At 45.3% G+C, this 24,253-nt stretch carries 18 protein-coding genes; 6 read left to right on the forward strand and 12 right to left on the reverse strand.

From position 1 onward, the window contains the following. Positions 1-3: 3 nt before the first annotated feature. Positions 4-375 carry a winged helix-turn-helix transcriptional regulator gene (locus MYF79_RS20610; protein ID WP_247809666.1) on the reverse strand — a complete coding sequence of 124 codons (372 nt, stop codon included), beginning with the start codon at positions 373-375 and terminating at the stop codon, positions 4-6. Positions 376-523: 148 nt separating this feature from the next. Between MYF79_RS20610 and MYF79_RS20615 the strand changes: the two genes are divergently transcribed. Beyond that, complete coding sequence (locus MYF79_RS20615) at positions 524-847, forward strand: EthD domain-containing protein (RefSeq protein ID WP_247809667.1); 324 nt, start codon at positions 524-526, stop codon at positions 845-847. Between the two features lie 274 nt (positions 848-1,121). Further along, positions 1,122-3,041: a glycoside hydrolase family 97 protein gene (locus MYF79_RS20620; protein ID WP_247809668.1), complete on the forward strand. Its 1,920-nt coding sequence runs from the start codon at positions 1,122-1,124 to the stop codon at positions 3,039-3,041. 38 nt (positions 3,042-3,079) lie between these two features. Here the strand turns inward: MYF79_RS20620 and MYF79_RS20625 are convergent, their stop codons facing one another. Then, complete coding sequence (locus MYF79_RS20625; protein WP_247809670.1) at positions 3,080-4,510, reverse strand: hypothetical protein; 1,431 nt, start codon at positions 4,508-4,510, stop codon at positions 3,080-3,082. 234 nt (positions 4,511-4,744) lie between these two features. Here MYF79_RS20625 and yiaA point away from each other — a divergent pair, with 234 nt between their 5' ends. Further along, positions 4,745-5,212, forward strand: a complete 468-nt coding sequence (yiaA, locus tag MYF79_RS20630) for an inner membrane protein YiaA (RefSeq protein WP_247809672.1) — start codon at positions 4,745-4,747, stop codon at positions 5,210-5,212. 225 nt (positions 5,213-5,437) lie between these two features. Here yiaA and MYF79_RS20635 read toward each other — a convergent pair whose 3' ends face one another. After that, on the reverse strand, positions 5,438-10,021 hold the full coding sequence (locus MYF79_RS20635) for an FG-GAP-like repeat-containing protein (protein ID WP_247809673.1): 4,584 nt from the start codon (positions 10,019-10,021) through the stop codon (positions 5,438-5,440). 342 nt (positions 10,022-10,363) lie between these two features. Continuing rightward, positions 10,364-10,723 carry a hypothetical protein gene (locus MYF79_RS20640; RefSeq protein WP_247809675.1) on the reverse strand — a complete coding sequence of 120 codons (360 nt, stop codon included), beginning with the start codon at positions 10,721-10,723 and terminating at the stop codon, positions 10,364-10,366. Between the two features lie 171 nt (positions 10,724-10,894). Here MYF79_RS20640 and MYF79_RS20645 point away from each other — a divergent pair, with 171 nt between their 5' ends. After that, entirely contained in the window at positions 10,895-11,104 is a 210-nt protein-coding gene (locus tag MYF79_RS20645) for a hypothetical protein (protein WP_247809677.1), read from the forward strand. On the opposite strand, the gene MYF79_RS20650 is transcribed toward MYF79_RS20645, so the two are convergent. Both MYF79_RS20650 and MYF79_RS20655 read right to left on the reverse strand, forming a co-directional pair. Then, entirely contained in the window at positions 11,097-12,008 is a 912-nt protein-coding gene (locus MYF79_RS20650) for a helix-turn-helix domain-containing protein (RefSeq protein ID WP_247809678.1), read from the reverse strand. The genes MYF79_RS20645 and MYF79_RS20650 overlap by 8 nt on opposite strands. 67 nt (positions 12,009-12,075) lie before the next feature. Next, entirely contained in the window at positions 12,076-12,996 is a 921-nt protein-coding gene (locus tag MYF79_RS20655) for an alpha/beta hydrolase (RefSeq protein WP_247809680.1), read from the reverse strand. A 358-nt stretch (positions 12,997-13,354) separates the two neighbouring features. Here MYF79_RS20655 and MYF79_RS20660 point away from each other — a divergent pair, with 358 nt between their 5' ends. Then, positions 13,355-13,966 carry a class I SAM-dependent methyltransferase gene (locus MYF79_RS20660; RefSeq protein WP_247809681.1) on the forward strand — a complete coding sequence of 204 codons (612 nt, stop codon included), beginning with the start codon at positions 13,355-13,357 and terminating at the stop codon, positions 13,964-13,966. A 156-nt stretch (positions 13,967-14,122) separates the two neighbouring features. Continuing rightward, the gene (locus MYF79_RS20665) at positions 14,123-14,611 is read left to right on the forward strand and encodes a hypothetical protein (RefSeq protein ID WP_247809683.1); all 489 of its coding nucleotides are present in this window, start codon (positions 14,123-14,125) and stop codon (positions 14,609-14,611) included. A 255-nt stretch (positions 14,612-14,866) separates the two neighbouring features. Here MYF79_RS20665 and MYF79_RS20670 read toward each other — a convergent pair whose 3' ends face one another. From MYF79_RS20670 to MYF79_RS20695, 6 genes are all read right to left on the reverse strand, one after another. Next, entirely contained in the window at positions 14,867-15,739 is an 873-nt protein-coding gene (locus MYF79_RS20670; protein ID WP_247809684.1) for a DUF4249 domain-containing protein, read from the reverse strand. Positions 15,740-15,741: 2 nt separating this feature from the next. Further along, a complete protein-coding gene (locus tag MYF79_RS20675) occupies positions 15,742-18,366 on the reverse strand; it encodes a TonB-dependent receptor (RefSeq protein ID WP_247809686.1) in 2,625 nt (874 codons plus the stop codon). Positions 18,367-18,441: 75 nt separating this feature from the next. After that, entirely contained in the window at positions 18,442-19,386 is a 945-nt protein-coding gene (locus tag MYF79_RS20680; RefSeq protein WP_247809688.1) for a FecR domain-containing protein, read from the reverse strand. 59 nt (positions 19,387-19,445) lie between these two features. Beyond that, on the reverse strand, positions 19,446-20,012 hold the full coding sequence (locus MYF79_RS20685; RefSeq protein WP_247809690.1) for an RNA polymerase sigma factor: 567 nt from the start codon (positions 20,010-20,012) through the stop codon (positions 19,446-19,448). 96 nt (positions 20,013-20,108) lie between these two features. Next, on the reverse strand, positions 20,109-21,698 hold the full coding sequence (locus MYF79_RS20690; RefSeq protein WP_247809691.1) for an ankyrin repeat domain-containing protein: 1,590 nt from the start codon (positions 21,696-21,698) through the stop codon (positions 20,109-20,111). 283 nt (positions 21,699-21,981) lie between these two features. Further along, the gene (locus MYF79_RS20695) at positions 21,982-24,222 is read right to left on the reverse strand and encodes a hypothetical protein (RefSeq protein ID WP_247809692.1); all 2,241 of its coding nucleotides are present in this window, start codon (positions 24,220-24,222) and stop codon (positions 21,982-21,984) included. Positions 24,223-24,253: the final 31 nt, after the last annotated feature.

Genomic DNA, 24,253 nt, shown 5'->3' on the forward strand with positions numbered 1-24,253 from the left:
ATTTTACAGGACGTTCATGAATTTAGGATCATTTTTCAATCCTTTTTCGAGATCCTCTCTGTGCTCCTCTCCCCATTTTTCCATTACGATGATGAGCGGGACTAAGTCATTGCCTAATTTAGTCAGTGTGTATTCAACTTTAGGGACCTTCGTATTGTATACCTTTTTTTCTAAGAACCCATGATTCACCAGCTCTCCTAACTGCTTATCCAGGACCCGGCGATCACCATTTTGTATTTTTTGCTGTAATTCACTGGGACGATGAAATCCCTGGGAAACATAATATATAAGCATCAGTTTCCATTTACCATTCAATAATTCTTTAAAGAAATGTAATCCGCAATTGAGCTGAATGGGTGTTTTCTTTTTATACATGCAGTTATAAAATTAGGTCAAAGCCGTATTAGTAAAAATACCCGCATAAAATTGTCCGGTATTGACTGCCAATCAGCTTAAAAATAGTTTTGCATTTAAATAAAAAAACATGCTGAAATTCACATTTTTGATTCGCCGGATTGACGGAATGAGTAGAGAAGAATTCATTAACTATCACCGGCAGATCCATGCACCGCTATTTATGTCCATTCCCGAATCGCAAAAGTACGTTAAAAAATATGTACTCTCCCACCCGACCGAAATAGCGGGTTTTCCGCCACCTGAATACGATAGCGTCACAGATATCTATTTTTCTTCAATGGAAGATTTTAATGCGTTCTTCTCCAGCGAGAATTATAAACTGAAGGTCCATCCGGATGAAAGTAATTTCTTCAGGCTAAATGATGTAGTAAGCCTGGTCTGCGACGAAAAAACGGTCGTTGATGTAATAAAGCCGTCGGCGCTGGAATAACTGCGGGTGATATGCAGAATATGGAGGGAATGTTCTGCTACCGGGTACAAAATGGCGCTGTGAACAGAAGATTTACAGCGCCATTTTTATTACCGAAGCAGTAGAATGATGCATGAAATGTAAGTCTTCTGCCTGCATCCGGCTGCACTGCCGACCAGGATGCTGATAACGCTTACAAGGCCAACAAATCAGTGTTAATATGACATTTATTTACTAACTTTCTCTCATCCGTTCATTATGCGATAAAACCAGGTATACATTAAACTTTTATTGGATGAAGTATTTTTTTTTGATTGTCATTTTTTTCCGCTTCAACTTCGCGCTTGCTCAGCATATGACGTCGCCCAATGGTTGTATAAGTGCCAGATTTTCGTTGAAAGATTCACTGGGTAATGGTGTATCAGCAGGCGAACCTTACCTCGATATTTTATATAGCGGATACAAAAAGGCCATTCCAATGCTGAAAGGCCTGAAACTAGGCCTGGATCGGGAAGATGAGCATTTCTCAAAAAACCTGAAACTGACTGGGGCAATTGATAAAAGCAATATTTCTGAGCGTTATGAAACCAGGCACGGTAAAAGAAAACAAAGGTCTAACGAGGCTAATGAGTGGATCTATCACTTTGAAAACGATCATCACAAAAGAATGGATCTGGTTGTCCGCCTTTATAACGATGGCGTTGCATTCAGGTATGTGTTCCCTGATCGGGACACATTAAAACATGCAGTCATAGATGAGCAAACAACTTTTGTTATCCCATCTGGTTCGCGGAGCTGGATGCAGCCTTTCACCGGCTCTTATGAGGACTTCTACTACTCCGACAAAGACAGCCTTCCTAATAAATCTCAAGAAGAATGGGGCTTTCCCTCACTTTTCAGCATCGCAAAAGACAGTGTCTGGATGCTTATATCAGAAGCAGATCTTTCCCGGTTTAATGCCGCTTCGAGACTGCATGCCGGTAAGCAGGCGGGCAGCTTCAAAGTAAGTGATCCGTATGATGTTAAAGCATCTTTGAGTGAACAGCTGTTTGTTTCAGGAAATTGGTCATCGCCCTGGAGAGTAATGATAATTGGTCATCTCGAAGAGATTGTTGCATCTACCTTAATTGAAGATGTCAGCACTCCCAATCAATTGTCCGATACCGATTTTGTAAAGCCAGGAGCTGTTTCATGGAACTATTGGGCATACAATCATGGTACAAAAGATTACCAACGCGTTGTTGAGTATGTGGATCTCGCGGTGAAAATGAAATGGCCTTACACATTGTTCGATTGGGAATGGGATCAAATGGGAAACGGCGGGAACCTGGCCGATGCAGTAAAGTATGCACGCAGCAAAGGAATTAAACCCCTTATGTGGTATAATTCAGGCAAATCGGGGCCTACACCGGTAGCACGATTAAATACACATGAAAGCCGGATGAAGGAGTTTGAGTGGTTAAATCATCTGGGCATTTATGGTATAAAGGTCGATTTCTTCGATGATGATAAACAGCATACTATTGCCTATTACCTGGACATTCTTCAGGATGCCGCTACATTTAAGCTGATGGTCGACTTTCATGGCGCCACGGTGCCCAGAGGCTGGTCCAGAACATATCCTAATCTGATGACCACAGAGGCTGTTTACGGAGCCGAATGGTATAATAACGGCCCTACAATGACTACAAAGGCCGCCTGGCACAACACCGTGCTGCCGTTCACCCGCAACGTTGTAGGCGGAATGGATTACACACCGGTTACCTTTACGAACTCTCAACATCCTCATATCACGACCTATGCTCATGAACTAGCGCTGGCAGTTGCATTTGAATCAGGATTACAACATTTTGCAGACAGGCCGTCTGGTTACTTGCAACTACCTTTACCAGCAATGAAATTTTTACAGGAAGTTCCTGTGGCCTGGGACGATACTAAGCTCGTGAATGGCTACCCGGGGGAAAGGATCGTTCTGGCGAGACGCAGTGGCAGCAAATGGTATGTGTCAGGGTTAAATGGCACCGACGCCAGTCAAACCCTGGAATTAACTTTTAAATATTTATCGCCAGGTAAATATACACTTACGTTAATAAGCGACGGAGCAACAGATCAAGCATTCAAAATTGAGAATATTGCTGTCACCCAGGCAGGAAAAATTAAAGTAAAATGCCTGCCACGGGGAGGATTTACAGGATATCTGCAAAAAGTGAAATAATACATTCAGCAGGAAAATCAAAAGTGAAAACTGTCCGGTCAGTTTTCCCTCTTGATTTTCCTGTTGATGGATACCTGTTGCGGAATGAGTGTTAAAACCACTTTATAGCCTGTTTTTTTCTCCCAGCGTGCCACTAGCCATGCAATAAAGCTCAGGGAAAAAATGTCGTTATTTTCCACGTTTTCCAACATGCCTGAAACTGTCCTTTGATACGCCGATGAAAAAATCACATCGGGGTTTTGCAGGTACTTTTCTACCTGCTTCAGGAATAATAGCACCCGCTCTTCCGAAGTTTTCAGCAGATATTTTTTATAACGCCGCCGGAAGCTGATCAGTCTTGACATGGCGAGCTCGATGTTAGAGAACTGTGCATGCACCAGAATTTCTGCCAGGTTCTTTCGAATGGTCCATAACATTCCCATCCTTTTTTCATACCAGGCATCAGTACGCGTCAATAAAGCCAGCTGTTTCAGGCAGCGCCGGTCATCGCACAGCGCTAAGAACATGGTCAGGCATATTCTTATGTCTTCGACATCTTCCGGTTTCGCTGTATGTTTGGTATTGGCCAGCGATTCCTGCAGCATGGAGATTGCGTCACCGGCAAAACCAGTAAAGAACAGGTTGAGTGCAGAGAGTAATTGATGACGCAAATGAAACGACGCCTGGTAGCGGCTATCCGTCTCCATGAGCGCTGTCATTTCCTTTAGACAGGCTGTACTCCTGGCAAAATCTTTTCGCCTCAGGTGGAAATTTGCCAAAAAGTACAGGATGGAGATATGGTAAAAGAGATTGGCCTGTTTTTTATGTCCCTGTTCCTGAATAAATTGATTTGTACGGTTGATATAGCGTTCTATTAATCCATAATTCTGTTGAATTGCCGCATATTCATTAGCGAGGAAAAGGATCTGGTAAATGGACTTATAGGTCATGATCTCCTGAACGGCAATTTTGTATTTCCTGATGGTGGTGATCATCAGCGATGTTAAATTGACGATCTTTCCCTTCAGGTGTATTTCCTTTAGTTCCTGCCTTAAAAATGCATAGGCCATATTAAGTTTAGCCTCGCGTTGCATATACGCCTGGTTTTGGAGAAAGCGTGCGGTCAACACGTCAAGGTCTTCTGCCCCTGGCAGATGAGCATACTGCAGCTTTAAGAGCAGGAGCTCATTCAACAAATTAAACTGCTCCGATTGTTCAGCCAGTCGCTCGGCCTTATCTAAACATTTGAAAGCAATTTTGACCACATCATTTTCTAATAAGAAACGGCTCACCACGACCAGGCGCAGCGCGTCATAAGTGTCAGAATGAGTGCTTTCGAAGGCTTTCTGCGATAAGAATAGCAGCAGATTATCCTGCAGCCTTTTGCGCAAAGCATGGTATGCATCATTATTTTTCTCCGATGTATAGAGGTTATTTAAGCCATCTATATCGTCAGTTTCCAAAAAATCAAGCAATTGCAGGTTTTTCACATCCAACCTTTTGTTTTTGCGATGTAAAAACTGCCTAAATAATTGTTTTTCAAATGAATTTAGCAAATTCACCAATTCCGAAAGCGAGTCCATAGGGTGAAACAGTTACTATTTTTAATGCATTTAAAGGTACAAAATTGAAAATTATATCGTCAGTAATTTACACAATCTGCCTTTTTTAGGTCTGCTTTACGGCCGACATTTGTTTCATATTAATCACTAAACCAAAGTAATATGGAACCGCTACTTCGCAGAACAGAAGAAAATACACCCAACATGAAACAGGGTGAGCATACCAGAAACCCATTTAAGCCAACCGGCGCATTTATAGGGGCATCCTGGCTTGCCCTATTGATAGGATCTGTGGGCTATTGTATTGGCTTATGGAATGCCAATATGCAATTGAACGAAAAAGGCTACTATCTGACTATTTTATTGTTTGGCCTGTTCTCTGTCATCTCGGTACAAAAAAGTGTCAGAGACAAGGCTGAAGGAATTGCCGTTACAGAGCTATACTACGGTCTAAGCTGGTTTGCCTCCATTGCGGCAGTACTGTTATTGACAATCGGCCTCTGGAATGCAAATATGACGCTGAGTGAAAAAGGTTTTTACGCTATGGCATTCTGCCTTAGCATGTTTTCATCCATTGCTGTTCAGAAGAACACCCGCGACTCGAAGTTAGCCGGGAACCAGGAAGTGTAACGTAGCGGTTACAGCCCCGCAGTCGCTTGCCTGCAAGCCTGCGGGGTTATCTTTTGTTGTTATAAAAACATGGATGGCTATGATCTGGTAGCTTCACCTTAGCTGAACAAAGCAGGGCGAACTAACCAAAAAGGGTCTTCAAATCCAAACAACTTGAAGACCCTTGTAATTGCAATTGCTATTAACAGCAACTACAGGTAAAGCGAACCATCTCACATCTGGTCCTTATTGCACTTTCACGAACTGAAAATATCTTGTTTTACCTGATCTCCTTCTCGTTTCCACGAAATACGTACCGCCTGGCAGGGCTGACACATTAATGCTGATCTTTTCCTGCCTGCCGGCATTGCTCATCGATAGTACGCGTATACCCAAACTGCTGAAAACGGTAATTGTAGAAATATAGTCAAGTCGGTTTTCATCCTGCACATAGAGCGTTGAGCTTACGGGATTGGGATACCAGCGGTAACCCGCACTGACTGACGGCGTTTCGGGTGTAGCTGTAGGCACGCTAAACCTCATGGTAACTGCATTGCTTACAGCCCTGCAACCTGCATCTGTCTTTCCTATACATCTGACCTTATCACCGCTTTTAGCAGGTGCGTAATCTATCAAAATACCCACAGCGCCGCTGATGTCCTGCCAGTCGTGCAAATGGGTGCTATCCTGCCATTGATATTCAAAATCCGTACTCCAATAGTTGTTGGTGGCCCTCAAACGGCCCTTAGTTCCGCCGATAACGACGGTATCCCCTGAAATCCTGACATCGGGTGTTTTCACGGTCATCCTGATTATCCCGCTGGTGGCCTGAGGCTGACGGCGACAGGCAGAAGGGCTGGTAAGCACACACTGAACGACGTCTTTGTCCCGCAGCGTTGAGGGGGAGAATACCCTTGCGTTTGGACCTGTGGCAATCCCATTCACCAACCACTGATAGTTGTTCACCGGACCGGCATTATCCGGAGTTGCCAGAAACACCACAGTAGCCCCTTCACAAGCGGTAGCACTATTGGTCCATATACTAACGGAAGGCGCACTCGTATCCTTTAGTGCCAGTGTAATAATATTACTTTGGGCCGGGTTGGGATATGCACAAGTGGCAGCGCTTTTCATCAGTACCTGCACGTAGTCGTTCTTCCTGAGGCGTGAACTGGTAAATGTTGCACTGTCAACGCCCTGAGATATATTATTTACCCTCCAGTCATATACCGGCAGGCTACCCGGATTCCGGGGCTTTGCCGTAAATGTAACAGGTGTTCCCAGACAGGCCTCGCGGTCAGATACGCTTATCTGCACGGAAGCAGTATCGCCATTCACATAGACGGTTATAGTGCTGCTGGTATCGCTATATTCATGGCCGCAAATATCACTATACATGGCGATCACCCGTACCCGATCCAGATTCCGCAGCGTATCGAATGAACGCGTATCATCCAGAAAGTAACCAACATCCTTTCCATTGATCTGCCACTGCCAACGATAATAATGGTTATAGCCGGCAGGGCCGGTAGTGTCGGTTGCAGCAAAGCTTACCCGTTTCCCAAGACAGAAAGTAGTGTCAGTGGCTGTAACGATTAAACCAGGACTGGGCGTATAGTTTAATTGCAGTACAAAAGTGCTGCTGTAGCGTCCATCGACGATGCAACGGTATTTATAGCCATTCCAGGAAACAGGTGTACTATCGAATTGCAGGGTGTTCGTCGTTTCGCCGGATAAGTTGGCGCTGCTAACAACATTGGTAAACCCGCTGCCGGCGTCCTGTTGCCATTGATAACTGCTTCCGCTGATATCGGACACCAGTGTGTTGCCACCTTGCCTGCTGGTACACATAGGCGTGATGACCGGAACATTGACTGTATTTTTATACACAATGACGGGTTGGGCATCATACAGGCTCGATGCAACAAGGTCAGGTTTGCCATCCCCATCAAAATCCGCCGCTGCAACCGCCCTGGCATAGATATGGGTGGAGTTGGCGCCAGGTCCATATACCAGGTCGTCTATTTTGGGAGTACCGGGTTGGGAACTATTCTTTCCTATCATAAATTGTCGGGATCGTCCGTAAGCGCCAACAACTATATCAGGTCTGGCACTTCCGCTGAAATTTGACAGGCATGCTCCATTCCCATTCCCATCTGGCAGCGGCATGACAACAGGAGGTAAAAAGGAAAAGCTGCCATTGTTCCGAAGTACGCAGATATTATCGTCATTGCAAATAACAACATCCGGTTTGCCATCCATGTCGAAATCCACGATTGAAATAAAGCTGGCCTGAAAACTGATGCCCGGCACACTTACCCTGACGAATGAACCGAAAGAAATCTCTCCCGGGATACTGGTATTGTGGAACAATAAAATGCTGCCGGTGGTGATACTGCTGGAAAATGCGATGACATCTTTCAAACCATCACCGTCCAGGTCGCCGGCAGCGATGCCATCAACTGTCTCCGAAGCATCGAAATTTTGTGTGGCGCCGAAAGACAGGGAGCCTGGCACGCTTGTATTCCTCATTACACAAATGCGATATTCTTCAAATGAAGTCACCGCAATATCGTTTTTCCCATCCTTGTCCAGATCCGTAATTACCGCTTTCTGAGTGCCTCTTCCGGCCGGGACCAGGTATTCCCTGTCAAACGAAACTACACCCGGGCTACTTGCATTCCGATACACTTTAACAAACTTGTCATTCGTTGGCATCACCACGTCAGGACGCCCGTCGCCGTCCAGGTCGTTTATAGCAAAGCCACCGAATGTAGGGAAGTAAATATAACCCACATTCACTCTTGACGCGAAGGAAAGTCGCCCGGCGGTGGTTGTATTACGGTAAACCGCCAGCGAATCGCCCTGTGCTACCCCCAGATGTACAACCAGGTCGGGTTTTCCGTCGCCATCGATGTCTTTTCCCTGTAAGTCAGAAGGAATTCGCGCGCCTTTATTCAGCGTCAGGGCCTCGGTAAAAGAATTAGGTGTAAAATTCTCAGTACTGTCAGCAAACGGTACATTGAAGGGCAAGGGGGATTCTCCCAAAAGGCCATTGTCCCTATTAAGCACCTGAATGGTACCCATGCTGGCCCCAACAGGCACAGTACATACAATTTGCCCGGAGGAAACCGACTGTAGCGTTGCCGGAACAGTTCCAAAGAAAACGTTATTCTGTGAAGGGTTTGCACTAAATCCGCTACCGGTGATCGTTACAGTGGTTCCTGTTATGCCCGCTGAGGGACTGACGGTCTCTATCACCGGAGGCGCCGAAACGGGCGGTGGATTATACGTGAATTCGCCAACCGGCATGTTGCTATAGAGCTGCTTCAAGGTAATACTTCCTGTAGCGCCGCCGGCAACGACAGCCGTAATCACCGTATCAGATACAACAGTAAAGGAAGCTGCAGGCGTACCACCAAACGAAACACCGGATACCCTGGAAAATTTTGAACCGGATATGGTTACGAAGGTACCTTTACTGCCCGATTTTGGATAATAGGAGGAGACTTCTGCGGTTGGCACTACGTCAAACTGCCGGTATTTTGTGAGGGTATCGGAATTTCCTCCGGCAGAGACGATCAATTGTAGTGTATCAACACTACTGCCTATATCATGTATATAAGATGCGTTATAGCCTGTGCTTACTAAAGAGCCATTGACCAGCCATTGGTATTGATATCCTGTATGGGAAAAATTCAACAGTTGAACTTCACCATCTGTATACATTCCGCTTGTGTCTGTTTTAAAATATGCGGCTATTGGGGTTCCTCCGCCGTTCGCTGTCATTTCCAGGTATCCATGCCCCCCACCTGCCCACAGCTGTGTGGCGGAAAGGCATTGCAGGTCAATATGGGAATAACCGAGGTAAGTGAAATTATTTTCCCTGGGGAGCGGTTCCCAGGTTACGCCGCTGTTTGTTGTTTTATAAACCCTATACGGAGCTACCAGTGCATAGCCGGTATTGACGTCGGTAAACCGCATCTTATCACAATTGAAGGGAGTGGCTTCAACGTCATTTTGAAGGGTCCATTGCTGGCCTCCGTTCGTTGTTTTATAAAAGTAGCGGTTCTGCTCCTTGTACATGCTTAGCCAGCCGACGTTGGCATCGAGAAAATACGCATAGGTCAGGACACCCGTCTGAGGCAATGTGATGCGCAGCCAGGACGTTCCGCCATTGGTAGTCTTTATTAACTTGCTTGCATAATAGTTGGTACCTATAGCAATTATATTATTGTTATCAACCGCCTCGAGATGGTCTAAATAGGCCCCGGCCTGCACCGTCTGCACAGACCAGTTCACCCCTTTGTCTGTCGTCTTCAGAATACGGTCTGCGTCAACAGCATAGCCAATATTATCATTTTGAGGGAAAATGATGTCCTTTATCCCCGTCTTCAGTTCCAAAGGATCATACTGTGAATGGAATACCAGCTTAAAAGAATTTCCGCCATCGGCAGAATATAAAATAGCGGGTACAAGTCCATAATCTCCATATACGATAAGGGTGTTCTTATCGAAGGCCTTCACGCCCCCGATACCAAAGCCGAATGTTATATTGATATTCGTATAGCTGCCATAGTTAACGTTAGTGGCTGTAATGAATTTCTTTGTAAACGTTCTGCCGCTGTCGGCCGTATAGCCGATCCAATTGTCAAAAGCCACATAGCCTTCAGCCGGTGAATAAAAACTTACTTTTTTGATATTGTTGTCTTCATCGGTATCCAGGTACATCTGCCGCATCTGTGCCAAAGCAGGTGAAAGGGAAAAAATGTAAATAGTAACAAGGGATAAGAAGCCTTTAAAGACTGTTTTCAGGTGGTATAGGTACATTAAAATAGTTTTAGTGGCATATAGCTACAGGGCGCAAAGGTATTCAATTTATTTTACCGTAAAAGCCGGAGGAGTTAGATTGTGCTATGTCAGAGATATGAAATAAGGGTGCAAATGTATTCACTCTATTTCACGATAAAAAGTCGAGAGGAGTGGATTGTGCTATGTCAGAGATATGAAACGCAGGCATTTTCAACAAGCATACTCCGAACGAAAAAACCCTTCAAATCCAGTGACTTGAAGGGTCTTATTCATATTTCTTTCCGTTCCTCTTCTCCTTCGAATTTGAACAATTACCCGCGTGGCCAGGGGATTGGTCCGGAAACAATTAAACATCAACACTTAGTTGCAAAAAGGATAAAGCGGGCAGAGTTTCAACTTCGCTTTTTTGATAGACTCAACGCTAACTTCATACTCTTCGGTATTGTTGGTTTTAGGCGTTTGTGCACCTTTGATCTCTGTTAACAATGTCCGGTAACGTTCCAGGATCTTAGCCAGGTTTTTGCTCGAGCCGTCTTGCTGGTAGGCCTCTGCAGCTTTCTGATTTAAGACATCAAATGCCTTATTTGCGTTGTCGTTAATAACGACATTCGCCAGGATCTCGCGTTTGGCTTCAGCCATCTTTACACTCAATGAATCTTTGGATTGTGCTTTTGTTTGCAGGCTGAAAAGCAGCAGGAATCCACATAATAGTTTGTACATCTTCATAAGATTTAGTTAAAAAGGAACTAAATGAGTGCGGTTCAAGCAGACTAAATAGTAGTGTCTGGTATTTTACTTTTGACAAACATTTAATTCCCAAAGCTGTAAAAGTACCAACTACCTGGTAGTTTTACAAACTCCCCTGACAGATTGGGTTATAAATTTTAGTAAATGCTAACATTATTGTCCGGAAAGGCCACAGAAATCTCCAGGCTTTTTATTTGCAGGCACGTCCGGGCCTGGTCGTCCCGGATCGCAGGCTACCAGTTTATTGATAAATCGGGTACAGCTAATAATAGCCTTTATGAGAAGCGCTTTTTTATCCTGGTAGGGTTATATCGTGATGTAACTACGACTGTTGCTGGCGCCGGGTTCAACTAAACGAGTCCCTGAACGCTGATGGCGACAACGCTGTCTTCGCCTTAAACAGCTTACTGAAAGATTGCGGATGCTCAAATCCCAACTCATAAGCAATCTCACTGACGGAAAGCGTGGTAGCCGATAACCTTTCCTTCGCCTTTTCAATCAGCTTCTCATGAATATGTGCCTGGGTACTTTGTCCTGTAAGCGAACGTAACATGTCTGTCAGATAATGCGGAGACAAATTTAACCTGCCCGCAAGGTATTCTACTGTAGGAAGTGATCTTTTAAAATCGTCATTCCCTTCAAACCAGTCGTCCAGGAGCTGTTCAAACTTCGTTAGTAAATCACTGTTAACCGCTTTCCGAGTGATGAATTGCCGTTCATAAAAGCGGTTGCAATAGTTTAAGAGCAGGTCAATCTGTGAAAGGATAAGGGGCTGTGTATGTTTGTCTATATGTCTTCCCTCCTGCGCTATTTTCCTGAAAACATCCACAATGTCTTTCTCTTCCTGTTGAGAAAGATGTAATGACTCGTTCACCGCATAAGAAAAGAAGCCATAATTTTTGATAGTCATGGTCAGTGGATGCCGTCTTAAAAAGTCCGGGTGCACCATTAAAACAAAACCTTTTCCAAACTGGGGGCCTGATGCTGTTTCATCTACCTTTTCAAGCGATTGTGCCTGCCTGGGGGAAGTAAAACTCATGATCCCTTTGTCAAAGTCATAGTACTGCTGACCATACTTCATTCTGGCCCGGACCTCCTTTTTAAGGGATATGGTATAAAAATCAACAGAAAAGGGCTCCCAAATAGCTTCATTAGCAGGCTTTATATCCTGGAGACGCGCTACACTTACCAGCGGATGTGTAGGCGCTGGTAATGACAATAAGCGGTGAAATGCGGATATCGTATGAATGCTATTCATAATCTGCACTGTAAATTTAAGAAAAAGGAATTGCCCTTTAAGCGGGTAATTCCCTTCGGCCTAACGACTACTGTTCCGTTGAAAGTGCCTTTTGCAGAAAGGGAACAATTTTTTCCATTGCTTCCGCCGTTGCTTCCGGTTGATCGTAAAGATCGTAATGGCTGGCTCCCTTTACAGTATGAATACTTTTGTCCTTCGAAGCAGCTTTATTATACAGCTCAAAGCCGTCCCTGTAGGCGCCGAAAGAGCCGACCTTATCTCCTACTATGACCAGTAAGGGCTGCGTTAATAAGTATTCTGCCAGATGAAAAGCATCAAATGCCATGAGGGCAGAGATGCTGGTAAAGAGAAGTTTATTGTTGGCATTCGGATGTTCTCCCCTGGGAGTTCTATAGTAATCTATTGCTTCCAGGAGATCGGCATCAGTCATTCCCGCCTGTTTTGCAGCTTCGGCGGATGCCGGGGTCCAGTTTATAACCAGCGTATCAGCGCCGTTTGCCTCAGCAGTACGTTGTCTGCCAACTGTTTCGAGCATTTCTATTGCACTGTATTCCCGATAAGCACGACCGATATTTGCGGGAGAGACAGACACCACCGCTTTTATACGTCTTTCCGTAAGCGCTGCGTTGGCCGCGTAACCACCACCTGCACAGACTCCCAATACCCCGATACGTTCTTTATCTACAAAGCCGAGCGTAGTCAGATAATCTACTGCACAACGGATGTCTTCTACACGGGTAGCAGGATCTTCCAGGTAACGTGGCGTACCACCGCTTTCGCCCTGAAAGGTGGCATCAAAGGCTATTGCTACAAATCCCTCCTTTGACAGTTTAGATGCGTAAAGCCCTGCTGTCTGCTCTTTTACACTGCTTCCCGGATGAACGCAGACAATCGCCGCATACTTTTTTGTTTTATCAAAGTTGTCCGGCAGATAAAGGTTTGCCGCGACTTCCCAGTCCCTGTTTAAGAATTTTACTGCTGTTTGCATTGTTTATTGGATTTGCTTAACAATGCAAATTTCAGGTACCGGTGATTGACGGACGTTGCCAAATCGTGTTTTGTCGTAGCCATTGCACTGATGCCTGACTTGACAGCAGGATGTTCTGCGCCTGTGAATATCCCGAAGCTGGCTTTCCTGTCTGCGTTGCGCCAACAGCTTCATTCCTGCCTGCTCAATGGATTACGGGAGCTAACATTTCTAATATGATCTATGAGCCATCCACAAGCCTTCTGTACGCCTATTCAAACGATGGTGGGGTTATCATGACAACAGCGGTAGTTTCTGAAATTTCACCAATCTTAAAAAATTTTCCTGGCAACAGATAAATCAGGTTTAACTTTGACCCATGCAATTGAACCTTCAGCAACTTTATGGAAATATAGACATATACCTCTTTGACCAACTGCTTAAAGGCACATATGATAATTGTAAAAAAGTGCTCGACGCAGGCTGTGGGGGCGGCCGTAACCTGGTTTATTTCCTGAGAAACGGCTATGAGGTATACGGCATTGACCCTAATCCAGATGCGGTATCAGCAGTTAAGCAATTATCTGAAACCCTGAGCCCTGCTAACTCCGAAGAGAACTTTGTAATTGCTTCGGCTGAAAACCTTCCTTTTGATGATAATTATTTTGACCTGGTGATCAGCAACGCGGTATTGCATTTCGCCAGGAATCCTGGTCATTTTGATAATATGATCCGGTCAATGTGGCGGGTGCTGCATCCCGGAGGCTATCTATTTGCAAGACTTGCGTCGGATATCGGGATTGAAACGCTGGTGCAGCCCCTGGGTAATGGCCGCTATCTTCTGCCTGATGGCAGCGAACGTTTTCTGGTCAACGAGCAACTACTGCTTCAATATACAGAACGCCTCAAGGCCCGGCTCCACGAACCAATAAAAACTACCAATGTACAAAACCTACGGTGCATGACCACCTGGTGTCTGCAGAAAATATAGTGTTATCTTCCTCCTGTTACCAGGTCATTTGACGTATAAACGACTCCCCGGCCTCTAAAAAAGGACATCAGGGGAAAAAGTATCGTCAATCGAATAATCATGAAAATAAAAAATAATACGTAAATTTATTGCTTCTCATGCCCTAATACCTCAACATTGAAGACTTTTATATCTCCAATTAAAAAAGAGAACCCTATTATATGGGTAAAATTCCTGCTGATCCTCCTTGCCATTTTCTATGCATGGTCTATTGCGGGAACACTCCGTATGCTGGTCGATTATGTACAATGTGAAAGTTGTCATCTTACCCTCTACTTATTCCTGAAATTCTTTTCGCTGTTTTACATACCCTGGGCCTTCTATAAACTGTCTAAACCAAAGAAACTATGGGGCTGGATCTTCATTTATGCGGAACAGCTGTTCTCTCTGGTTATTCACGTAGGAATGGCATACAGTTACTTCAAAGGTAAAGGGAGCATTGATGGTTTTCTGACACCATTGATGATAAGGGGATTCTTTGTGTATTGCTTATGTATAGACCCCCTGGCGGAATATTTTGGCGTCTATGTTGGATATAGACAAATAGCCAGAACGGTAATAATTCCCCTTGCAGTGCTCTATATTTTAGTAATATACCTCTTCTGACACTATTAAGATCGTATCTGGGTCTTAATAAAATTCGATGCAATCCCGCTATCGGCTTTCATAATTACTTCTATTCATTCACCATAATGCTTAGGACTGTCATGGGCCGGCCTAAGCATTATTTGTATTCAGACTCCACTATTAGCTGAAAATGGATGCTTAAAAATGCTCAGCTAACATTCAGTCATATCATTCAGGTAAACTCATCCTGTGCTGATCCTACATTGCGAACGGAAGATCAGCACAGGGTAAGTTTTACCTCACCAACTCGTACTCCCGTTGTGCCGCCCCTCCTACAATGCCAAATCCATTTACAATATTATTATAAACAATCACCTCCTCTGACAAGCCGTCGTCATTCTTTTCAGCTGCCAGGTAAGCACTGTTCAGATAGTTATAACTATGATAGGTAAGCGAGCTTATCTCCACGACCATACTACTGAAATCAGTATACACATCTGCTTTCAGCGTGAACACGGGGCTGCGGCCATTAAACAATGCATCCGTTGTAAAGAAATCAGAATGGAAATCGTCCTCGAGTATCGGTACAGCCGCTTCGCCTGTCTCGAAATATTGCTGTAGCTTCTGACGCCCCGTATCACCATTAGCATTGACCCATTTGGTAACCTGGTACAACCTGATACGATAATAATTCTGTATGTCCGGATTATCGTGTAGCTGAACGTTGATCGTAACCCTCTGCTGCCACTGATTTACTTTTGTGACGATCATCTTCATTTCACCGGTGGCCACAGTATCAGGGATCTGATCACTTCCGGACACTTCCTTATATCCCGGTACTGAAGCTGCTACGCGGTATACAGCACCAGCGCGCGGCAAGGTGCGGCTGCGGTAAAAGATATATCCTGACCGCGTGTAAGCACTAAGCGTTTCTTTGAAACTTCCATTCTCATACAGGCTGACTACAGCGTCCTTAATTCCGTTTCCGTCCGTCGTCTCATCCATGCGGGCAGACAAGGCTACACGGGCAATCATTATACTGTCTTTATTCATCAATAAGTTCAATACCGGCTTCTTTGCCTCTTCCGGAATCGGTATATCAAAAGATCTTTCACAAGCACTGATGACAGGTATAAATAACAATAAAAGTAAAGCTCTTAACTGCATACTTAAAATTTTAAACTATAAGAGAAACTGGGCACAAGCGGTAGTAAAATGATCCCATTGAGGCGGACCTTCGCCTTAGTATCCGAGTATCCGTTTACATAATAAAAGAATGGGTTCATTCTGTTGTAAACATTCAATATGCTGATGTTCCAGGTACGTATATTGCCATTCCTTTTTTCTTTAATGAAGCTGACACCCAGGTCCAGCCGGTGATAAGCTGCAATTCGTACATTATTACGGTTGTTGATATAATCTACGTTCGGCGGCCAATAGTGTGTGCCATCGGGATTTATCGGTCCCTCCACCCCTTCATAACGAGCTACGGGAATGGTAAAAGGAGAGGCTGACTGATACGTCCAGGTGCCGGAAAGCTCTATGTTCTTTCGCAGTCTGTAAATTGTTACAAGATGAAAATCGTGCCGGCGGTCGTATTTGTAATAGAATGTACGGCCATAATTTACGCCCGGGACATTACGGTCAGAAATAGCCCAGGTGTAGCCCATCCATCCGGTCAGGCGTCCTGTTTTCTTCTGTAATAACAGTTCCAGGCCGTAAGACCTGCCGGTGCCGGAAGATATCTGCTCCTGCCAGGTGTCTCCCTTGCTGGTAGTCAGATACTCCGCGCCATCTTTATACTCCGCTACCTTGTACATCTTCTTGTAGTAGGCTTCCGCAGAGAATTCAAATTTGTTCCGGAACAGGTTGCGCGCCACCCCTAACGCGAACTGGCGCGCCTGCTGAGGAGCTATTTTTTTAGTGGCGGGTACCCAGAGATCTGTAGGTAATGAAATTGAATTATTCGCTAACAGGTGAATGTATTGGGTCATGTGGGTATAGGAAGCCTTCAGTCCCCAGTCGCCCGGCAGCAGGAAGCGCATACTGACACGGGGCTGCAAAGAGTGATAAAAATGATCCTGTACGCTGAAAGCACTCCAGTGCAAGCCGGCATTCAGCTTCAGGCGGGGTGCTATCTCCCAGTCGTCTTCCGCATAGAGATCCATTTCTGCAGCGCCGATACGCCGGTTATTGTTCAGGGAATCCAGTGTGACGGCTTCCCCATCTGTCTGTTTCATACGAACGATACCTGGTGTGAATACACGGTACATATAAGCCGCTCCCATTTTCACCGCATGTGCGGGCACAGGACGATAATCAATATCTGTTTTTACACCATAATCGCGTATGCCGGAATTTAATTTCAGGGTATTGGTACTGACATCGGCGTCGTATTTATTTTCCGTATAAATACCAGTATTGAATCTATAACTACTGCCTATCAGCATGGTGTTGGTAAACAGCTTAGGGGAGACAATATGAGACCATCGCAATGTACCGGTAATGTTGCCCCATTGTAAGGCAAGATCAGAAAGGTCATAGTTGTCAACCGCCGGATCCTCGTCAGTTGTTGATTTGCTCCGTGTCCTCAGCCTGTCCTTGCCCATATAAAAGCTCAGGTAAAGCTTGTCTTTTGCAGAAAACTGATGATGAACCTTCGCATTAAGATCATAGAAGAAAAGACTGAATTTGTTCAGGTCCGCGTCTGAGCGTTTTACGATCGGAGTAGCTATCAGATCAGGATAAGACCGGCGCCCGGATATGACATAGGATGTCTTCCCTTTCTGCAAAGGTCCTTCCAGTGTCAATTGTGTAGAAAGAAGCCCTACCGAGAATTCGCCATGGTGTTTGTACAGGTCCCCGTCCTTTGTTGAGATATCGACAACTGAGGATAGTCTTCCGCCATAACGTGCGGGAAAAGCACCTTTATATAAAGTCACATCTTTCAGCACACTGGTATTGAAGGTGGAAAATATGCCCAGCAGGTGCATGGGATGATATAAGGGAGCGCCGTCCAGCAGTATCAGGTTCTGGTCGGGCGTTCCTCCCCTGACCAGCAAAGCACTGGATCCTTCCGTACCCTGCTTCACACCGGGCATCAACTGCAGGGCCTTTAACAGGTCAGGTTCTCCCAGCAAACGTGGCATCGAACGGATCTGTGAAGCCGGCAGGCTGATACGGCTCATCTGTGATGACTCCTGTATACGCGCTGCACGTGATCCGTTAATGGTGACCTCTTCCAGCTGTCTGCTGCCGGCCTGTAGCCTGAAATTGACACGCTGATCGCCCGTCATTCCGATGACAGTATCCAGCCGGCGATAGCCGATATATGATACCTGGAGATGTAATGAATCACCGGGCAGTGTAATACTGTAAAAGCCATAGTTGTTGGTAGTGGTACCCGCCTGCTGTTGTGCCGCCACAATTGAGACGCCGATCAGCTTCTCCCCGCTCACTGCGTCTTCGACAACGCCACTCAGTGTATTGGCTGCGGGGAGCCGTGAGATGATCAGGATATTACTACCTTTCTGTTTATAGTCCAGGGGCGTACCTTTCAGGATATCCCGCAGAATTGTTCCCAGCGGCGTATCCTTGTACACATGCGCCTTCACCTGTATGCCTTTTACGCGCGTAAGTTCATAAGATATAGATATTCCGCTTTGCTGCTCCAGCAATTTCAGGGTAGCTTCCAGGGATGCAGCCGGAATACTGATGCTAAGTCTGCGGTCAGTCTCCTGTGCAAATGCAGAAGACCAGGTAAGTAATAAAAGTACAGCTATAAAATGACGCATAGTTATTCTTTGTAGGAACATAGGTCTCCCCTGCCGCTATCGCAGCTGGTGTTGTTTAACAATATGTAACAGGTATCAATGTATGGTCACCTTGTTACCGGTGAGTGTATATTCAATTCCGCTTATGTCTTTCAGCATCTCCAACACGTCTGCAGCTGTGTCTTGCCTGCCAATACGGAATGTAAAACGATAGGATGCAACATTTGCTGCATTAAATGCTACCTGCAATCCATAGTGATTCTCCAGGATATGGGCCACCTCGGGAAACGATGCATTGCTGATGGTCAGATCACCTTCACGCCAGTCCGCTACCATGCCTTCTGTCTTTGTAGCCGTTCTGACTGCCGTTTGATAACGGAGTTGTTGTCCTGCTTTCAGTACAGCTAATACCCCTGCGCTGTCTGCCACCTGTACTGCACCGGAACTTACCATTACCTCCACGTTCTGTGACTGTGCGTATTTCTTTACAGTGAAAGCGGTGCCGAGCACTTGCGCGGCTACGCCGCCGGGCATACTGACGATAAAGGGGCGCGCTGATTGTTCTTTCACCGAAAAAAATGCCATTCCGTCTAACAGCGTTATCTGCCGGTTACGCTTACCAAAATCCTTCTGATAACGCACCACGGTACCTGGTTCCAGCCACATTTCAGATTGGTCAGGCAATTGTAATCTGACAACGCCTTTACCGGCAGCAGCATTTACAACAACATATGCCGGTTCTCTTTTGCTATATACCAGCGATACCAGCACAAGAACTGCGATGACTGCAGCAGCCTGCCACCAGATCCTTCGCAAGGATGATTTAACCGGGCGCGTCTCTTCAGCGGCTATTACGTCAAATATCTCTGCCCGCAGCGCATCTTTCATAGCTGCTTTCTCTGAAGCATTGGCCCAGACGCTTTCCCCCTGCGGGAAGTCAGCATACCATTTTTCCAATAAGTCCCTTTCCTCCGGTGTAAGGATACCCAGGGAATGCTTTTCTAACAAAGCGTCAATGATATGCTGTTCGGGTTGTTTCATACAGTCAACATTTAATAGACAATGCCCGGGATGGGTGAGTACTATGCGGGTAAAAAAAATTATTCCATGTAAAAATTGCCTAAGGCTTTCCGGAGTTTCTTCAAAGCATTAGACAATTGATTTTTAACCGTTTGTGGGGATATTGCGCGTTTCCTGGCTATTTCCTCTATAGAAAGCCCAAGATCTCTGCTATCTGTGAATACCTCCCTCATTTTATCGGGCAGGCGCGTAAGTTCACGGTGATAGCTGGCGCTCAGGTCGGACCTGGCCATGTATTCATCAGTGGGATAAGTAATAAGGGGCAAGGCCTGACCAGCTAACTGCTCATATTTCTCCCTGGCGCCGGCTGCCTTCAGGTAGTTTAGTACCTTAAAACGTACTGCAGCCCGCAGGTACGCGGCAATTGATTCGTTGATCTCTATTTGTGCTCTTTTCTGCCAGCAATACACGAAAACTTCCTGCACGATGTCTTTGGCGGTGGATTTATCATACAGATGCCAGTACGCTGCTTCAAACAGGGTTTCCCAGTGACGCTCATATAACTCGCCGTAAGCGGATACATCGCCACCTCTGACAAGTTGCCAGAGTTCATTATCAGTGATACGCTGAAAGTCGGGTAAGGACATAAATGGATTATAAAACGGCAGCGAAGGTAGGAAAAGTCGGACGTTTTATATTATTCTTCCTATAATAGCTAGCGAATAGCCAAGCCTTCCTATGCATTAGCCAATTGCGGTTAACGAAAACAATTTCAACTCCTTAGGAGTGATAATAACTATATTCTCCTTGTTCTGACTGACAACTAAACGAGAGATTTCTGCCTTCAACGAAACGGTTTCTACAGCTGTAATCTTTTGCTCTTGTTTGTTGACAAAGAGCAGTGATTTACCCTTACCCACAATCATCAGATCAGCATTCACAAATACTACATAGCTAAAGCTATACTTTGAAGGAAAGCGTGAAATATCAACTTCCCACAGTCGCCGGAGTAAACCATTTTCATAGCTGAAATACGATAGCCTATTGATATATGTTACAGCCATTTCGTTATCATAAATATCAACCGTCCGGGAGAAATTCCCCCGACGTTTGAAAAAAGTCAGTATGTATTTGACTTCCAGATCGTCTGTAAGTTCATATAGATCATCAAAAATCTGATGGTTATAGCTAACGAATGAGATCAGGTTGCCCTGTTGATTGATGACAGGCCTGATGATCCCGTTTTTAGATTTTTTGCTGCTGATCTTTTGAAAGTCTTCAGCCAGGAAAGTTATTGTCCAGTTGGAAGAACTGCAGACATAGATATTCTTTGAAGGCAGGTAAGTGATCTGATCCAGGTCCAATCCTTCCTCCAGTGTTATGGTTTTGATCAATTTGAAACTTGTTATATCGATGACCAGCATTCTCTTACCAGCCGTGGGAAGAATGAGGTGCCCGTTCTTGTCGAACGTAAAATTTCTCAGGGTAGGCGCATCGATTTCAATTACCTGATCAACTACTAATTGCTGCAGGTGCTTTACATATCTTACCAATTTTGATTTTTTAGTAAGTGCTATGAACCAATTGGGGTTGAAATCGCATTGTTTCAAAAAATAAGTCTCTTCAAACAAATATTTTTCTGCATTAACAGTTGTAATTGCATTGTCGATCAAGTCGGCATAATGAAGTTCAAAATGACTGAGCATCTTTTTCCTATAACCCTGCCTGGCTAACACATAAGGCGTTCTTCTGCTGCTGTCCTTCGTCCAACGGCAACCATGCTGATATGCAAAATCGAAAACCGCCGGCCGTTCATTCCAGGCCAGCCTATGTAATAATGTACTTTGGTGTTCATCACTGCCATTGAGATCAACACCGTGCTTTATGTACACTTCCAGACAAGCAACAGATGAACAGGCAAAATATTGCGGGTGTGCTGCATTGATGGTTGCTCCGCTTGTTAACAGCAGGTCTACAATATCCAGCCTATCTCTTCCTGTAGCTACATGTAAGGCCTCGTGACCTATAGTCGCACCATGGGCAAGGAGTAGTTGGGCTATTTCATAATTAGTCGCCCAGCATAATGCCGTATACACACCACTTCCTACCGCATTTATGTCTGCGCCCTTTTCAATTAAATATTTTACCATTTCAACATTGCCGCTTTCTGAAGCAATGTGTAAAGGGGTATTGTCTGACCAGCCCTTCAAATGAACTTCTCCGGGATTTTTCAGAAGATACGGCTTTGCTTCTTCATTCCTGTGCTCCTTAATCAACGTGAAAATCTCAGGTGTCAGGCTGTGATCCTGCTGATAAATGTTCTTATGGATCAAAATAATAAACTAAAGTTGTCACTGAATAAAAGGCAAGCCGCTGCATCATACAGCGCATGCCTTTCATTTCTGATTTTCCGGACCATTCTGGCTCGCGCAATAAAGGTCTCCCCTCTGGCTTTCTCTTTTGTGGAGCGCTTCAGATTGTAATTTTGTCAGGTCCCAATGCCTGCTAAATATATAAAGCAACTTAGTTTCATTGCCTTTAAATATTGGTATTAACATTGACAGACGTTTCAAAATTACAGCGATTCTGCCATCTCTCCGGCGAAGGATAGTATGCTTATCCTGCCAGCTGCTTAAGCGCGTAGGCATCGTGCGGTATACCGAATTCGTCAAACACTTCTTTACGATTAAGAAAGCCGGGGTCTTTTATAACCTCGTCGGCGGCTACCAGCAGTGCCTTTCTCCTGGCAGGTGTGATCTCCCGGAGCGCAGCTGGTTCCGGGAACAATACATCAAAGATCACCCTGAAGTAAGTGATTCTTGACAATATATCAACGGTAGGCAATTTATCTATTACCGGACCAATATTCTGCTCAAGTACTTCAGGTTTGGCTTTGCTTAATATCTCCCAAATGTAACGCTGTACGTCTCCATCTCTGGTATAAGGCACCATATCGCCAAAGTCGTGATAGATGGACTGATGATCGGCTAGTCTCAGCAACAGCTCGGTCAGCCAGTTATCCTGCGCCTTGTCTTTTGTTAATGCGACCAGGTAAGCAGACATAATAAAGCGGAGGAAAATATTGGTTTCTCCGTCGAATGCTGCTGATAAGGTGGCGATGAGCTTATCACTTTGCCTTTTGAGTAAATAGTAATAGCACAATGAATACAGGGCATAACCTCGACCGGAACTGCTTTTGGCAGTATTATGCCACTCCCGGACCAGGTATTGTTCGACGTCTTCCTTTCCGGTAAATACGAGGATGTAGGTCGCTTTCCTCGCCTGGCCCGCATCATCTCCATTGGCCAGCTGCATGAGTTGCGGGATGACAGCCGCAATGGCATTGAGCATTTCATTGTACAGTTCCTGGTCATCAGTGATATAATACAATCCCAGTACTTCATAAATATGTTGGATCAGGCGCAGCTGGATAACCTGGGAGTGGGTGTATAATGGCGCCATCTTCGCAAGTATCTCAGTCACTTTATAGGTAGATTCATATACGCTGTTCTGATGCTCTATTTCCATCCAGATCTTACCTTGGCTGAGTTCCACGACGGCTTCATCTTCAGAGAGCATACCATTGATGACAGATGGCAAATTGGCGCCACCGCCAAATGCTGTGTCAATCTCTTTCCAGTCTACCTTATCCAGTTCTGCCCGGAGTGCAGGAGGTACAGGCAAAGACTTCAGCTTTCTTTCTACCAGCTGTCTCTGGTATCTTTCCTCAAACTTTTCCAGTATCGCATCCCAGTCTGTTTGCGTCCGCTCATTGTCATAATCACCCAGGGAAGGCATAAACGTATCCAGATGCTTCAGCCGGTAGTCGTCGTCATGATTTGATACATGGATCTGCTGCACCAGCTGCCCCCTGGTATCGTAGCGGTTCCAGACGCCTGTACCTTCGCCAAGGGAAGTAAAATCGATCACCAGGGTGCCGTCTTCGAGATAATACTTTGATTCCATTACTGCATCTCCGACCTCACCGGTCCGAATACCTTCGCACACCAGCTTGTCATTATAGTATCTGCGTCTGTGGGTATCAGACAGCTTTTCATCACGTATGGAATAAAGCAATTTCCCCTTATCATCATAGTAACGATATGTGCGCTCTTTATCATTGTTCTTATAGATGGTCTGACTTTGCATCAGCGGCGGATTCACATTCCTGTGATAATAGGTGCTGACAAGGCCCTGGTTGTTATACACTTTCGACCTGCTGAGCAATCCGTTGTTATACTGATGTTCCTCCAATGCCTTACCTGTTGTATCATAGATCCTTGTTATGACAGGTTTCCCATTCAGGTCCCATTCGAAATATTCGCCGATATAAGCACCGATACGAATATCGACCTGTCCCATCACCCATGCGGTAGCGGAATGCATATTTGATACAAAGTGAGCACGTAGGGGTACATTGGCAGGACGTTCAGGCACAGGGTCGCCATCGGAGCTTACCGGGTTATTGTTCCTGTCGAAATAGCGCTGGGATTCGTAGATCCCTTCTTCGATATAGTCGAATTCCGCCATCCACACGTTCGGCGCTTTGTCCGCACCACCTGCGGGAAACGGTTCATTGGTAGGGTTGTCGCTTTTAATGTGGCGGGATACGCCCAGGAATTTGCTGCCGCCATACCAGTCAGCTTCTTCGCCCAGCGTACCATCGGGGTGGAAGCGTTGAACGTGGTAAGGAGGCGTACCATTGCCATATTCAACGGTGATCCAGCGATATCCCTCCGGATGCCAGGTTGTCCAAAGCCCTATTTTATGTCCGTCTGCATTTTTGTCGCCAAGTTTCCAGTTGCCGTCTTCCTCATAGAATATTGCGCCCGCTGGTATGTGTTGGGGTCTTTCCATTTGTATAGGTTATGTTGGGTTTAAAATTACA

It is taken from the genome of Chitinophaga filiformis (assembly GCF_023100805.1).
Taxonomy (GTDB): Bacteria; Bacteroidota; Bacteroidia; order Chitinophagales; family Chitinophagaceae; genus Chitinophaga; species Chitinophaga filiformis_B.

Bases quoted from the DNA above. Each gene is read 5' to 3' on its own strand.
- MYF79_RS20615 (WP_247809667.1), top strand. From the start codon at position 524: ATGAGTAGAGAAGAATTCATTAACTATCACCGGCAGATCCATGCACCG.
- MYF79_RS20635 (WP_247809673.1), bottom strand. From the start codon at position 10,021: ATGTACCTATACCACCTGAAAACAGTCTTTAAAGGCTTCTTATCCCTT.
- MYF79_RS20670 (WP_247809684.1), bottom strand. From the start codon at position 15,739: ATGCAGTTAAGAGCTTTACTTTTATTGTTATTTATACCTGTCATCAGT.
- MYF79_RS20685 (WP_247809690.1), bottom strand. From the start codon at position 20,012: ATGTCCTTACCCGACTTTCAGCGTATCACTGATAATGAACTCTGGCAA.
- MYF79_RS20620 (WP_247809668.1), top strand. From the start codon at position 1,122: ATGAAGTATTTTTTTTTGATTGTCATTTTTTTCCGCTTCAACTTCGCG.
- MYF79_RS20675 (WP_247809686.1), bottom strand. From the start codon at position 18,366: ATGCGTCATTTTATAGCTGTACTTTTATTACTTACCTGGTCTTCTGCA.
- MYF79_RS20640 (WP_247809675.1), bottom strand. From the start codon at position 10,723: ATGTACAAACTATTATGTGGATTCCTGCTGCTTTTCAGCCTGCAAACA.
- MYF79_RS20660 (WP_247809681.1), top strand. From the start codon at position 13,355: ATGCAATTGAACCTTCAGCAACTTTATGGAAATATAGACATATACCTC.
- yiaA (WP_247809672.1), top strand. From the start codon at position 4,745: ATGGAACCGCTACTTCGCAGAACAGAAGAAAATACACCCAACATGAAA.
- MYF79_RS20680 (WP_247809688.1), bottom strand. From the start codon at position 19,386: ATGAAACAACCCGAACAGCATATCATTGACGCTTTGTTAGAAAAGCAT.
- MYF79_RS20655 (WP_247809680.1), bottom strand. From the start codon at position 12,996: ATGCAAACAGCAGTAAAATTCTTAAACAGGGACTGGGAAGTCGCGGCA.
- MYF79_RS20645 (WP_247809677.1), top strand. From the start codon at position 10,895: ATGCTAACATTATTGTCCGGAAAGGCCACAGAAATCTCCAGGCTTTTT.
- MYF79_RS20610 (WP_247809666.1), bottom strand. From the start codon at position 375: ATGTATAAAAAGAAAACACCCATTCAGCTCAATTGCGGATTACATTTC.
- MYF79_RS20650 (WP_247809678.1), bottom strand. From the start codon at position 12,008: ATGAATAGCATTCATACGATATCCGCATTTCACCGCTTATTGTCATTA.
- MYF79_RS20695 (WP_247809692.1), bottom strand. From the start codon at position 24,222: ATGGAAAGACCCCAACACATACCAGCGGGCGCAATATTCTATGAGGAA.